The sequence below is a fragment of the Enterobacter cloacae complex sp. SHL001 genome, assembly GCF_049236825.1.
GTDB classification, from domain to species: Bacteria; Pseudomonadota; Gammaproteobacteria; order Enterobacterales; family Enterobacteriaceae; genus Enterobacter; species Enterobacter hormaechei_C.
This window is the reverse complement of record NZ_JBMKIP010000002.1, coordinates 763,337-779,335: the sequence shown is the minus strand read 5'-3', so window position 1 is coordinate 779,335 and position 15,999 is coordinate 763,337. Positions and strand designations below refer to the sequence as shown.

Below are 15,999 nucleotides of genomic sequence, written 5' to 3'. Positions count from 1 at the left end.
TTCCCAAGGATAGCTACATCCCTCTGGTGGACATATCCACAGGAATACGCGCACCTGCAAGGAGAAGAATATGAGTACCGCAAAAGTTGTTGATGTCATCATTCGCAAAACGGCTGAGAAGACGAAATTAACCGGAGAGGGGAATCTCTCGGTCTCTATTTCCTCACCGAGCGTGATTGAAATTCAGGGTTCTGCTCAGGACGTGGTGCGTTATGTCCGCCAGGGGAATGACCTCCTCATTTATATGAAAGATGGCAGCGTGATCCGCTGCAATAATTATTTTGTCGAAGACACGGAAACCCATAATCATTCCGAGCTGGTATTTAACGATAACCAGGAGCTGACGCATATTTCATTTGCCGATGCCGGGGAAGCATCAGGCGTTGCCGCCACCGAATTAACCGCCCAAGCTGCACCCATTAGCAGCATTGAACCTTTCCTGGAGCAGGGAAGCGTCTTAAGCGATGCGCCGTGGGGCTGGATTGCCGGTGCGGCGTTAGGGGGCGGTGCGATCGGCGCACTGCTGGCTCATGGCGGCGATGGCGAAACCAAAACCAGGGTTATTGATAATACAAAAGAAGTCGAAAGCGCCACGCCGACATTTTTGCTGACGGACAACGCGGGTGACAAGCAGGGCGTGCTGAGTGCAAAAGAGGTCACGGATGACAACACCCCCACCTTTAGCGGTACCGGGCAGCCGGGCGCGACCATTCAGGTTAAAGACGGCAACGGCAGCACCATCGCCAGCACCATGGTTGCGAAGGACGGCACCTGGACGGTAACACTCCCGACCCAGGCGGACGGGGAACATACCTGGTCCGTCGTACAGATCGACGGCAGTAAAACGACCTCTGCGGGCAGTATTACCGTAACCGTTTCTACAGCGGATACCAGCGTGACGCTCGCCACCACAGCGGGCGATAACGTGATCAACGCCAGCGAGCAGTCCGCTGGCTTTACGCTGTCCGGCACCAGCAAAAACCTGGCGCAGGGAACGGCGCTTACCGTCACGCTCAACGGTAAAACCTATACCGCAGAAGTGGGGGCAAACGGCGCATGGAGCGTGAAGGTGCCTGCTGCCGACGCACAGGCGCTGGGCGATGGTACCTGGACGGTCAACGTCAGCGGTAAAGACGCGGCGGGCAACACCGTGTCCGGCAGCCAGACGATTGGCGTCGATACCGCCTCGCCAGTGATCTCTGTCGACACGATCGCCCAGGACAACATCATCAACGCGGCTGAACATAATCAGCCGCTGACGCTGACCGGGAAAACCGATGCGGAAGCGGGCCAGATTGTGACGGTCACGCTGAACGGCAAAAATCACACGGCGACCGTGGGCAGCGACGGCAGCTGGTCCGTTACGCTTCCGGCCAGTGAAGTACAGGCGCTGGCTAACGGCGAGCACACCCTGACGGTAAACGTCAGCGACAAAGCGGGTAACGGGTCTTCCGTCACCGCCGATTTCACGGTCGATACCGCAGCTCCAGTGGTCACTATCAACACCGTCGCGGGCGACGACATTCTGAACACCAGCGAGCAGGGGCAGGCGCAGATTATTTCCGGCCAGGCGAACGGCGCGGCGGAGGGCGACGTTGTCACCGTGACCGTTGGCGGCAAGACCTTTACCGGTGCCGTCCAGGCGGACGGCAGCTGGAGCGTCGGCGTGCCTGCCTCCGTCATTGGCGCGCTGGGGGAAGGTAGCCACAGCATTTCGGTCTCCGTGACCGATGCGGCGGGCAACACCGGCAGCGCGACGCACGGCATTACGCTGAGCGGCAACCCGCCGGAATTTACCCTTGACCCCATCAGCCAGGATAACGTCCTGAATGCGCAGGAGGCCATGCAGCCCCTGAGCCTGAGCGGGACCAGTAATCTGCCGAACGGCAGCGCTGTCACCGTGACGCTGAACAACGTTAACTATCAGGCCACCGTTGAGAACGGTCGCTGGTCCGTTCAGGTGCCGGTTTCCGACGTGCTGGATCTGGCGAATACCCTTTACACCGTCAGCGTCAGCGGCACCGACAGCGTGGGTAACAGCGGCTCCGCCGAGGCGAATCTGCTGGTAGACACCGTGCTGCCGCAGGTGATCGTCAACACCTTTGCCGGGGATAACCTGGTCAATAACGCCGAAGCGGCGGTTGACCAAACCCTCAGTGGACGCGTCACCGGCGCGGCGGCGGGCGATACCGTCTCTGTCACCGTGGGCGGCAAGAGCTACACCGCGACGGTTGGCAGCGACCTCAAATGGAGCGTGACGATCCCATCGGCCGACCTCCAGGCGTTTGGCGACGGCGATTTAACCTTCAGCGCCTCTGTCACCAATGCGCACGGCAATACCGGCACCGGCGAACGTGATATCAACATCAACGCCGAACTGCCGGGCCTGCGCGTGAACACGATCTCTGGCGATGACGTGATTAACGCCATCGAGCAGCAGCAGGATCTGGCCGTAACCGGCTCCAGCACTCATCTGGCCGAAGGCACACAGATCACCGTTACCATCAATAATGTCGAATACGTCACCACGGTTAACGCCAGCGGCAACTGGCAGATTGGCGTGCCGGCGGCGGACCTTCAGGCATGGACGGCGGGAGGCATGACCGTCAGCGTCAGCGCGGAAGATGCCTGGGGCAACACCGTGGCGGCTGAACACCCGATCGAGCTTGACCTGAATGCGGTGGCCGTCACCATCGATACCGTAACCACTGACGATATGCTCAACGCGGCGGAAAAAGGCGCGGATGTCACGCTTTCTGGTCAGACGCAGGGCGTGCAGGCCGGGCAGACCGTGGTGGTGAAATTCGCGGATCAAACCTTTACGGCACAGGTGCAGCAGGACGGCTCCTGGCGCCTGACCGTTCCGGCGAGCGCGATGGAAACGCTGATCGACGGGCGTGCGCAGGTGAGCGTCAGCGTGACTAACGTCAACGGCAACAGCGCGGACGCCTCACGCGTGGTGATCGTCGATACGCAGCCGCCAGCCATTACGCTTGATAACCTGACCGACGACAACATCATTAATGCGGCAGAAGCGCAGCAGGATCTGGTGCTCAGCGGCAGCACAACCGCTGAAGCGGGCCAGACGGTCACCGTGACGCTGAACGGTAAATCTTACCAGACCACGGTACAGGCGGACGGTCGCTGGCAGCTGAACGTGCCTGCCGCCGACGTAGGCGCGCTGACCGATGGCAATGTCACCGTGACGGCCACCGTCAGTGACGTGGCGGGCAACAGCAGCAGCGCGGACCGCGTTGGGCTGGTGGATGCCACCGTGCCGCAGGTAACCATCAACGATTTCGTCACCGACACCAACACCGTTAACCAGCTGGCCCATGCTCAGGCGCAGATCCTGAGCGGCTCCGTCACCGGCGCGGCGGCGGGCGATTTGGTCACCATCACCATCAATAACGTGGACTACACCACCGTGGTGGATGCGGCAGGCAACTGGAGCCTCGGCCTGCCTGCGTCCGTCGTTCAGGGGCTGACGGACGGCACCTGGACCATTAACGTCTCCGTGACCGACCAATCCGGCAACACCGGCAGCAGTTCAGTGGATGTGGTGGTCAATACTGTGACGCCCGTTATCGGTATTAACACGCTGGCCGCGGATGACGTGATCAATGCGGCAGAGAAGGGCGAAGATCTGCTGCTTTCCGGTACCAGCAACCAGCCGGAAGGAACCACCATCACCGTTAATCTGAACGGTATCAACTACACCGCCACCACCGACGCCAGCGGCAACTGGAGCGTTACCGTCCCCGCCTCTGCGGTGAGCGCGCTGGGTGAAGCCAATTACACCGTGACGGCGAGCGTCACCGATAATGTGGGCAACAGCGCCGCTGCCACGCACGATGTGCTGGTGGACAGCTCGCTGCCGGTGGTCACCATCAACACCCTCGCGGGCGACAATATCGTCAACGCGGCGGAAGTGGCCGCAGGGCAAACCCTGACCGGAAAGGTTTCTAACGCGGCATCGGGCGATACCGTCACGATTATCCTCGGCGGGCAGACATACACGGCCACCGTACAGGACGATCTCACCTGGAGCCTGCCGTTAACCCAGAGTCAGTTAACCGCGCTCGGCAACGGCGACCTGACCGTATCGGCCAGCGTGACGAACGCGCACGGCAATACCGGATCGTCTTCCCTGGATGTCACCATTGACGCCCAGCTGCCCGGCCTGCGCATTGATACCGTCGCCGGTGACGACGTCATTAACGTTATTGAACACGCGCAGAACCTGGTTATCTCCGGCACCAGCACCGACCTGGCGGCGGGTAGCACCGTCACCGTGACCATCAACGGCAAGAGTTATTCCGCCTCGGTACTGGCGGATGGCACCTGGCAGGCTGCGGTTCCGGCTGCCGATGTCTCCCGGTGGGCGGACGGGTCGCTCACCATCAGCGCCAGCGCGCAGGATACCTCCGGCAACCCGGTGAATATCGGTACCGTTGTGGATGTCGATCTCGCCCCGGTGGCGATAAGCATCAACAGCGTGACGGACGACAACGTGCTTAACGCGGCAGAAAAAGGCCAGGATCTGGTGCTGTCCGGCTCCTCCTCGAACGTTGAAGCGGGCCAGACCGTTACCATTATCTTTGCGGGTAAAACCTGGACCACGACGGTCGATGCCAACGGCGACTGGACCTGCACCGTACCGGCTGCCGATCTGAGCGGCCTGAAGGACGGCGACGCCAGCGTACAGGTCAGCGTCACCAACGTGAACGGCAACGCGGCCTCTTCCTCGCAGGCATTCAGCGTCGATACCGCCGCGCCAGCGGTCACCATCAACACCATCAGCGGCGACAACATGCTGAATGCGGCAGAGGCGGCGCAGGATCTGACCCTGAGCGGGACGTCTACTGCCGAAGCAGGCCAGACGGTCACCGTGACCTTCAACGGCAATCAGTACACCGCCCAGGTGCAGGCGAACGGCAGCTGGACGCTGGACGTTCCGGCGGCGGATCTGGCGGGGATCGCCGACGGCAGCGCGGCGGTCACGGTGACCGTGTCCGATAAAGCGGGCAACCCGGCCAGCGCGGGGGCGTCCGTGCTGGTCGACACTACCGTGCCGCAGATTATCTTCAACATTGTGGCGGGCGACGACATTGTTAATATTGCCGAGCACGGCCAGGCGCTGATTGTCACCGGCAAGGTGACGGGCGCGCAGGCGGGCGATGTGATTACCCTGACCCTGAACGGGAAAGACTACACCGCGATGCTGGATGCGTCCGGCAACTGGAGCGTGGGCGTTCCGGCGACGGACGTGGGCGCGCTGGCTAACGGCGATCAGACGATCTCCGCGACACTCACCGATAAAGCGGGCAACAGCACCAGCGCGACGCACGCGTTTGACGTCTCCCTGACCGCGCCGGTGATTGCCATCAATACCCTGGCGGTTGACGACGTGATCAACGCGACCGAAAAAGGCCAGGACCTGTTGATCTCCGGCACCAGCAACCAGCCGGACGGGACCCGCATCACCGTAACCCTGAACGGTATCAGTTACGCCGCCACCACCGATGCCAGCGGTAACTGGAGCGTCACCGTTCCGGCGGCAAACGTCTCGGTACTGGGCGAAGCGAGCTACAGCGTGACGGCCAGCGTGACCGATACCGCGGGTAATAGCGCGAATACCAGCCATAGCGTGCTGGTCGACAGTGCGCTGCCGCAGGTCACCATTAATGCGGTTGCCACCGACGACGTGATTAACGCGGCGGAAGTGGCTTCCGGACAAACCCTGAGCGGGAAAGTGAGCGGCGCGGCGAGCGGTGACACTGTCACGATCGGTATCGGGGGCAACACCTATACCGCGACGGTTCAGGACGACCTGAGCTGGTCGGTTAACGTGGCGTCTGACGTCTTAACCGCTATCGGTAACGGCGATCTCACCGTAACAGCGAGCGTGACCAATGGCCACGGCAACACCGGCACCGGCGAACGCGACATCACGATTGATGCCAGCCTGCCGGGCCTGCGCGTGGATACCGTAGCAGGCGACGATGTGATCAACAGCATCGAACATGGTCAAAACCTGATTATCACCGGCTCCAGCGACGGGCTGGCGAGCGGATCGGCGCTGACGGTCACCGTCAACGGCAAAACCTACGCGGCAACCGTGCTGGCGGACGGCACCTGGACGGCGGCTATTCCGGCGGCGGACGTCGGCGCGCTGAGCGCAGGCACAATCAGCGTGACCGTTGACGGCCAGAGCGCGGCGGGTAACCCGGTTTCCATCAGCCACGACGTGAAAGTGGATCTGGCGGCAGTCGCCATCAGCATTAATCCGATTGCCTCTGACGACGTAATCAACGCGGCTGAGAAAGGCGCGGACCTGGTGCTGTCTGGCTCGACCACCAACGTGGAAGAAAACCAGACCGTTACCATCACCTTCGGCGGCAAGTTGTACACCGCGACGGTGGATGCCAGCGGCAACTGGACGGCGACCGTACCGTCTGCCGATTTGGGCGGACTCAAAGACGGCGACGCCAGCGTGCAGGTCAGCGTCACCAACGTGAACGGCAACAGCGCCTCGGCGGGCCGCGAATACAACGTGGACGCCACCGCGCCGACGGTGTCCATCGAGATCGTCAGCGACAACAACATCATCAACGCGGCCGAAGCGCAGCAGGATCTGGTCGTTAACGGTGTCTCCAACGCCGAAGCGGGCCAGACCGTGACCGTGACGCTGAACGGCGTGGACTACACCACCACCGTACAGGCGAACGGCAGCTGGAGCGTCACCGTACCGTCTGCGGATATCGGCGCGATTACCGACGGCGATTACACCATCACGGCAGCCGTCGCGGATAAGGCGGGTAACCCGGCCTCGGCGGACCGCGATGTGCTGGTGGATACCACGGTGCCACAGCTGACCATTAACACCGTTTCCGACGACGACGTGATCAACAGCGCCGAGCACGCGCAGGCGCTGATTGTCACCGGTTCCGTGACCGGTGCGGCGGCGGGCGACGTGGTGACCGTCACCATCAATAACAAAGATTACACCGCGACCCTGGACACTTCCGGCAGGTGGAGCGTGGGCGTGCCTGCGGCGGACGTGAGTGCCCTGGCCGCCGGGGATTACACCATCACCGCGGCGCTGACCGATAAAGCCGGAAACAGCAACAGCACAACGCACGAGGTTGAAGTCAACCTCACCGCGCCGGTGCTGACCATTGACACCGTGTCCGGTGACGATGTGATCAACAGCAGCGAGAAAACGCAGGATCTGACCATCACAGGTACGGCTTCCGGGCTGGCAGCGGGCGCGGTGGTCACCGTGATGCTCAACGGCAAAGCGTACAGCGCCACGGTGGACACCAATGGCCAATGGACCACAACCGTTCCGGCGAGCGAGGTGGGGCAACTGGGTGAAGCGCTTTACACCGTGTCGGCCTCCGCGACGGACAGCGTCGGCAACAGCTCCAGCACCTCGCACACCGTGAACGTGGAATCCGTGCTGCCTGGCGTCATCATCAACACCGTGGCGGGCGACGACGTGATCAACGCAGCGGAGCTGGCAACCGGCCAGACCATTAGCGGCACAGTGGTGAATGCCGAAGCGGGCAACACCGTGACTGTGTCTGTTGGCGGCCACAGCTACACCGCAACGGTACAGGACAATCTCACCTGGTCCGTCAGCGTACCGGATTCTGTGCTCACCGCGCTGGGCAATGGCGATCTGACCGTGACCGCCAGCGTCACGAACGGCGTGGGCAACAGCGGCAGCGGCGAGCGCGATATCACTATCGATGCGAATCTGCCGGGCCTGCGCGTGGACACCGTAGCGGGCGATGACGTGATTAACAGCATCGAACACGGGCAGAATCTGATTATCACGGGTTCAAGCGACGGCCTGACGGCGGGCACAGCGCTGACCGTCACCGTAAACGGTAAAACCTATCCGGCTACCGTGCTGGCAGACGGCACCTGGAGCGCGGCGATCCCTTCTGCGGACGTGAGTGCCCTTGCCGCAGGCACGGTCACCGTGAACGTTGAAGGCCAGAGCAGCGCGGGCAATCCGGTGACTATCAACCATGATGTGACGGTGGATCTGGCAAACGTCGCCATCAGCATTGACGCCATCGCTTCCGATGACGTGATCAACGCCGCCGAGAGGGGGGCGGATCTGGTGCTCTCCGGCACCACCTCGAACGTCGAAGAAAACCAGATCGTCACCATCACCTTCGGCGGCAAGAACTACACCGCCACGGTGGACGCTGAGGGTAAATGGACCGCCACGGTGCCGACTGCGGATCTGACCGGTCTGAAAGACGGCGACGCCAGCGTGCAGGTAAGCGTCACCAACGTGAACGGCAACAGCGCGTCTGCGGGACGCGAGTACAGCGTGGATGCTACCGCGCCGTCCGTGACCATCAACACGATTGCCACCGACGATATCCTGAACGCCTCAGAAGCGCAGTCCGACCTGGCAATCTCTGGCACCAGCACCGCCGAAGCAGGCCAGACGGTGACCGTATCGCTGAACGGCAAAGATTACACCACAACCGTCAGCGCGAACGGCAGCTGGACGCTGAACGTGCCGGCAGCTGACCTTGCAGGATTAACCGACGGCAGCGTCACCGTGACCGCGGCCGTCAGCGACAAGGCGGGTAACCCGGCGTCGGTGGACCACACCCTGACGGTGGACGTCACCGTTCCGGCAGTGACCATCCACACCGTGGCAGGCGACGACGTGATTAACGTGGCTGAACACAATCAGGCGCAGATTATCAGCGGCTCCGCCACCGGCGCGGCGGCGGGCGATAAGGTCACCGTCACGATCGGCGGCCAGACTTATACCACCGTGCTGGATGCGGCGGGTAACTGGAGCGTGGGCGTTCCGGCCAGCGTCATTTCCGGCCTCAGCGACGGCAGCGTGACCGTCACTGCGTCAGTCACCGACGCGGCGGGCAATACCGGCAGCGGCACGCATAATGTGACCGTCGATACCGGTCTGCCGTCGGTCAGCTTCAACGCCATCAGCGATGACAACGTCCTGAACGCCGTTGAAAAAGGCCAGGATCTGAGCGTCAGCGGCACCAGCGCCAACCTGGCGGAAGGCACCGTGGTTACCGTGACCCTGAACGGTAAAAACTACACGGCGACAACTGCGGCAGACGGCACCTGGAGCCTGACCGTTCCGGCAGCGGATCTGGCCGGTCTCGGTCAGGCCAGTTACATCCTGAACGCGACGGCCACCAACGGCGTTGGCAACAGCGTGAGCAGTTCTGCGAACCTGCTTGTCGACACCGCGCTGCCAACCGTTACCATCAACACCGTGGCGGGGGACAACGTCATCAACGCGGCGGAAGTGGCGGCAGGCCAGACACTGAGCGGCACCGTGGCGAATGCCGAAGCGGGCAACACCGTGACCGTGACTATCGGCGGCCACAGCTACACCGCAACGGTGCAGAATAATCTGTCCTGGTCCGTCAACGTGCCGTCTGACGTGCTGACCGCACTCGGCAACGGCAGCCTGAGCGTGACGGCGACCGTCACCAACGGCCACGGCAACACCGGCACCGGCGAACGCGAGATCGCTATCGACGCTAACCTGCCGGGCCTGCGCGTGAATACCGTGGCGGGTGACGACGTGGTCAACACCATCGAGCACGCGCAGAACCTGATTGTTTCAGGCTCCAGCGACGGGCTGGCGCCGGGCACGGCGCTGACGGTTACCGTCAACGGTAAAGATTACGCGGCAACGGTACTGGCAGACGGCACCTGGAGCGCGGCGATCCCGTCCACCGACGTGAGCGCGTGGCCGGAAGGCACCGTGAAAATCAGCGTTACCGGTGACAGCGCGGCGGGTAATCCGATCACCATCAGCCACGACGTGACCGTGGATCTGGCTACCGTTGCCATCAGCATCAATGCGCTTGCCACCGACGACGTGATTAACGCGGCGGAGAAGGGCGCGGATCTGGTGCTGTCCGGTGCGACCACCAACGTGGAAGCCGGGCAGACCGTGACCATCAGTCTGAACGGCAGGATCTACACCACCACCGTGGACGACAGCGGCAACTGGACTTACACCGTGCCGTCAGCGGATCTGGCTGGCCTGAAGGATGGCGACGCCAGCGTGCAGGTGAGCGTCACCAACGTGAACGGCAACAGCGCCTCGGCGGGCCGTGAGTACAGCGTGGATGCTACCGCGCCGTCCGTGACCATCAACACGATTGCCACCGACGATATCCTGAACGCCACGGAAGCTCAGTCAGACCTGGCAATCTCCGGCACCAGTACCGCCGAAGCAGGCCAGACGCTGACCGTATCGCTGAACGGCAAAGATTACACCACAACCGTCAGCGCGAACGGCAGCTGGACGCTGAACGTTCCGGCGGCGGATCTGGCAGGATTAACCGACGGCAGCGTGACGGTCACCGCCTCAGTCAGCGACAAGGCGGGTAACCCGGCGTCGGTTGACCACACCCTGACGGTGGACGTCACCGTACCTGCGGTGACCATCCACACCGTTGCAGGTGACGATGTGATTAACGTGGCTGAACACAATCAGGCGCAAATTATCAGCGGCTCCGCGACCGGCGCGGCGGCGGGCGACACCGTCACCGTCACCATCGGCGGCCAGTCGTACACCACCGTGCTGGATGCGGCGGGTAACTGGAGCGTGGGCGTTCCGGCGAATGTGATTTCAGGCCTCAGCGACGGCAGCGTGACCGTCACTGCGTCAGTCACCGACGCGGCGGGCAATACCGGCAGCGGCACGCATAATGTGACCGTCGATACCGGTCTGCCGTCGGTCAGCTTCAACGCCATCAGCGATGACAACGTCCTGAACGCGGTAGAAAAAGGGCAGGATCTGAGCGTCAACGGCACCAGCGCCAACCTGGCGGAAGGCACCGTGGTGACCGTGACCCTTAACGGTAAAAACTACGCGGCCACGACGGCGTCGGACGGTACCTGGAGCCTGACCGTTCCGGCAGCGGATCTGGCGGGTCTGGGCGAAGCGAACTATACCCTGAGCGCCGCCGCCACCAACGGCGTGGGCAATAGCGTCAGCAATACGGCGAACCTGCTGGTCGACACCGCGCTGCCGACCGTCACCATCAACACCGTGGCGGGCGACAACGTCATCAACGCGGCGGAAGTGGCCGCAGGCCAGACCATCAGCGGCAAAGTGGCGAACGCGGAAGCGGGCAACACGGTAACCGTGACTATCGGCGGCAACAGCTACACCGCAACGGTGCAGAGCGATCTCACATGGTCCGTGAACGTGCCGGAAACGGTCCTCACCGCGCTGGGCAACGGCGAGTTGACCGTGTCGGCGACCGTCACCAACGGCCACGGTAACACCGGCGCGGGCGAGCGCGAAATCGTTATAGACGCCAGCCTGCCGGGCCTGCGCGTGGATACCGTCGCGGGCGACGATGTGATTAACAGCATCGAGCATGGACAGAACCTGATTGTCACCGGCTCCAGCGACGGACTGGCGGCAGGCACTACGCTCACCGTGACCGTCAATGGCAAAACCTATGCGGCCTCCGTGCTGGCAGACGGTACCTGGAGCGCGGCGATCCCGGCAGCAGACGTCGGGGCCCTGGCTGCGGGCACGGTTACCGTGACCGTTGCAGGCCAGAGCGCGGCGGGCAATCCGGTCTCTATCAGCCACGACGTCACCGTCGATCTGGCAGCCGTGGCGATCAGCATTGATGCCATCGCCACCGACGACGTGATTAACGCGGCGGAGAAAGGTGCGGATCTGGTGCTTTCCGGCAGCACCTCCAATGTGGAAGAGAACCAGACCGTGACCATCACCTTTGGCGGCAAGTCTTACACCGCCAAAGTCGATGCCGACGGCAACTGGACGGCCACCGTGCCTTCCTCGGATCTTGCGGGTCTGAAAGACGGCGACGCCAGCGTGCAGGTGAGCGTGACCAATGTGAACGGCAACAGCGTGTCTGCGGGCCGGGAGTACAGCGTCGATGCCACGGCGCCAACCGTGACCATTGACACGGTAGCCGGCGACAACGTGATCAACGGCAGCGAAGCGGCTGCGGGCGTGGCCATTTCCGGCACCACCACGGCTGAAGTCGGTCAGACGGTAACCGTTAACCTCGGTGGAAACAGCTATACCGCACAGGTTCAGCAGGGCGGCGTCTGGAGCATTAACGTGCCGGCCGCCGATCTGTCCACTCTGGCGGATAACGGCTACACCGTGCAGGTGAGCGTGAGTGACGCCGCGGGTAACCCGGGCAGCGCGGGCAAAGCGATTACGCTCGATACCACGCCGCCGACCGTCAGCTTTAACGTCGTGGCGGGCGATGACGTCATCAACAGCGTTGAGCACGGGCAGGCGCAGGTCGTCAGCGGCACCGCAACCGGCGCCAGCGTCGGCGATAAGCTGGTCATCACGATAGGTTCGAACCAGTACACCACCACCGTTGACGCCAGTGGCAAATGGAGCGTGGGCGTTCCTGCCAGCGACATTTCTGCCCTGACCGACGGCACCGTGACCCTCAGCGCGACAATCACCGACAGCGCGGGCAACAGCAGCACCCAGACCCATGACGTGGTGGTAAATACCGCATCGGTCGCGCTGACCGTCAACACCCTCAGCGGCGATGACGTGATCAATGCGGCAGAAGCGGGGGCGTCGCTGGTCATCAACGGCTCCAGCGCGCAGTTCGCCAGCGGTACGCAGGTCACTATCACCCTGAATGGTAAGAGCTATACGGCCACTATCCAGAGCGATGGCTCCTGGACAACCACCGTACCGGCCGCCGACGTGGGCACCCTGGCCGACGGCGCGAGCTACCAGGTTTCTGTTTCGGCGCAGGACAGCGCCGGGAACAGCGCCTCGGCGACGCACACCATCAGCGTGGACACCACCGCGCCGGTGATTAGCGTGAACACGTTGTCGGGCGACGATGTGCTGAATGCGGCGGAAGCCCAGCAGCCGCTCACCGTACACGGCTCTTCCAGCGCGGAAGCAGGCCAGACGGTGACCGTCACGCTGGGCGGGAAAACCTACACTGCGCTTGTGGCAAACGACGGCACCTGGACGCTCGACGTCCCGGCCGCCGATCTTGCCAACCTGAGCGAAGGCGCGCTGACGGTCACCGCGTCGGTGAACGACAAGGCGGGTAATAACGGCCAGACGACGCATACCTTAACGGTCGATACCGTCGCGCCAGCCGTGACCATCAGCACCGTGGCCGATGACGATATCGTCAACAACGCCGAGCAGCTGGCGGGACAGACCATCAGCGGGACCACCACCGCGGAGCAGGGCCAGACGGTGACCGTCTCCTTCAACGGCCACAGCTATCAGGCGACCGTGGCGGCGAATGGCTCCTGGTCCGTCTTCGTGCCGGGACGCGACTTCCTCGGACTGAGCGACGGGGATTACACCATTACGGCTACGGTGAGCGATAAGGCAGGTAACCCGGGCAGCGCAACGCACGACGTGACGCTGAACGGTGACGTGCCGACCATCGCCATTAACACCTTTGCGCAGGATGATATCGTCAACGCCGCCGAGCACGGCACGCCGCTGGTTATCAGCGGCACCACCGATGCGCCAACGGGCCAGACGGTGACCATTACGCTTAACGGTAAAACCTACACGGCTACCGTTCAAAATGACGGCACCTGGAGCTATACGGTCGGCAGCGCAGACGTGACCGCGCTGGCGGACGGCGGTTCGTACGTGATTAACGCGCAGGTGAGCAACGCCATCGGCAACAGCGCCAGCGATAACCATACCGTTACCGTGGATCTCACCGCACCGTCGATGGGGATCAGCATTGATTCCCTGCAAAACGATACCGGCCTCAGCGCGAATGACTTCATCACCAACGACAGCCAGGTGGTGGTGAATGGTTCCCTGACCGCGCAGCTCGGCAATAACGAGAAGGCGCAGATCAGCCTTGACGGCGGTACCACCTGGATTGACCTGACCGTCACCGGCACCACCTGGCGCTACACCGATGGCCGTACCCTGACCGACGGTACGTACCAGTACCAGGTGCGCGTGATCGACAATGCAGGCAACGTTGGGGCAACGGACAGCCAGGACGTGGTAATCGATCTGACGAAGCCTGCGGCGGCGACTATTACCGTGGATTCCGTCTCGCAGGATACCGGCCTGTCCGACAGCGACTTTATTACCAGCGACAACCAGATCAGCCTGAAAGGGACGCTCGGCGCGGCCCTGGGCAGCGGCGACCACGCTCAGATCAGCCTCGACGGTGGCGCAACCTGGACTGACGTGAGCGTCAGCGGCCTGAGCTGGACCTACGTTGACGGCCGCACGCTGGCCGACGGAGACTACAACTATCAGCTGCGGGTGATTGACGACGCGGGGAATATCAGCGCCACTACCAGCCAGGTGGTGACCATTGATACCGTCGCGCCGGACGCCAGCAAAACGATCGCTATCGACAGCATCAGCGACGATACCGGCCTGAGCAGCAGCGACTTTATCACCAATGATACCTCCCTGACACTGCACGGCTCGCTCGGCGCAACGCTGGCCGACGGCGAATATGCCCAGATCAGCATCGACGGCGGGGTCACCTGGCAGAACGTGATCGTCACTGGCAACAGCTGGTACTACGTGGACGGCCGCACGCTGGGTAACCAGACCTATGACTACTACGTTCGCGTAGTGGATGCGGCAGGCAACGTAGGTGCCAGCGCTCATCAGCAGGTGACGGTCGATACGGTCGCGCCGGATGCGGCGATTACGGTGACCGTGGATAACATCACCGTCGATACCGGCTTCGACAATAACGACTTCCTGACCAGTTCGACCTCGTACACGCTCAACGGGACGCTCGGGGCCGAACTCGGGGCGGGTGAATATGTGCAGGTGAGCATGGATGGCGGCACCACCTGGGTTTACGCCACGGTAAGCGGCACCCGGTGGAGTTATAACGACACCCGCACCCTGGCCGACGGCGACTACCGCTATCAGGTGCGGGTTGTCGATCAGGCGGGCAACGTTGGGGCCACCACCACGCAGGACGTGACGGTGGATACCCAGGCGCCGCAGTACGGCATCACCATTGACAGCATCAGCGAAGATACCGGGCAGTCCGGGAGTGATTTCATCACCATGGACACCTCGCTGACGATCAACGGCTCGTTGGGCAGCGCGCTGGCCAGCGACGAGCGCGTACAGATCAGCCTCGACGGCGGTAATACCTGGATTGACACTACCGTCACTAACCAGCGCTGGAGCTATACGGATAGCCGCGATCTGGCAGACGGGGATTACACCTACCAGGTGCGGATCATCGACCAGGCGGGCAACGTCGGCTCAACCTCTTCGCAGGTGGTAACGGTTGATACCACGCCGCCTGACACGGTGGGAACGGTGGTCAGCTATACCGACGGGGAAGGTGAACGTACAGGCACGTACGGAGCATCAGTCGCGACGGACGATACCTCGCCGCTGATCAACGGTACGCTTAACCGCGCTCCGGAAGATGGCGAAATCGTGCAGCTTTACCGGGACGGGATCTTGCTGGGTCAGGTCACGATGAACGGCAGCGCAAGCTGGTCCTATCAGGACAACGGCCTGCTCGACGGGAATCACACCTACATTCTGCGCGTCACCGACAAAGCCGGTAACTACACGGAATCGGATGGCTTTGTGCTGAACGTCGATACCAGCATCCCGACCACCACCGCGGCGATAACTGCCCAGACCACCTCGGATACCACGCCGATTGTCAGCGGTACGGTTTCCGCAGACCTGGTGAACGGTGAATATCTGGTGGTGACGGTGAACGGGAAAACCTACACCTCCCAGACCGGCGGTGCGGTGGTCGTCGACCCGGATCACAATACCTGGTATCTACAGATCCCGGACAGCGATGCCCTGAGTGTGGCGAGTTACGACGTAACCGCGCAGGTGAAGAGTAGCGCGGGCAACGGTAACACCACCGGTACTGCAACCGGTAGCCTGGTGATCGATACCACCTCGGTGAATACCGACTGGGCGACCACTGCGGGGAACAGCAA

At 62.5% G+C, this 15,999-nt stretch carries 1 pseudogene; it reads left to right on the top strand.

Features of this window, described 5'->3' with window-relative positions:
* Positions 1-70: 70 nt before the first annotated feature.
* Positions 71-15,988 (top strand): annotated as a pseudogene (locus ACOTYH_RS09110) (Ig-like domain-containing protein); the annotation flags it as partial.
* Between the last annotated feature and the right edge of the window lie 11 nt (positions 15,989-15,999).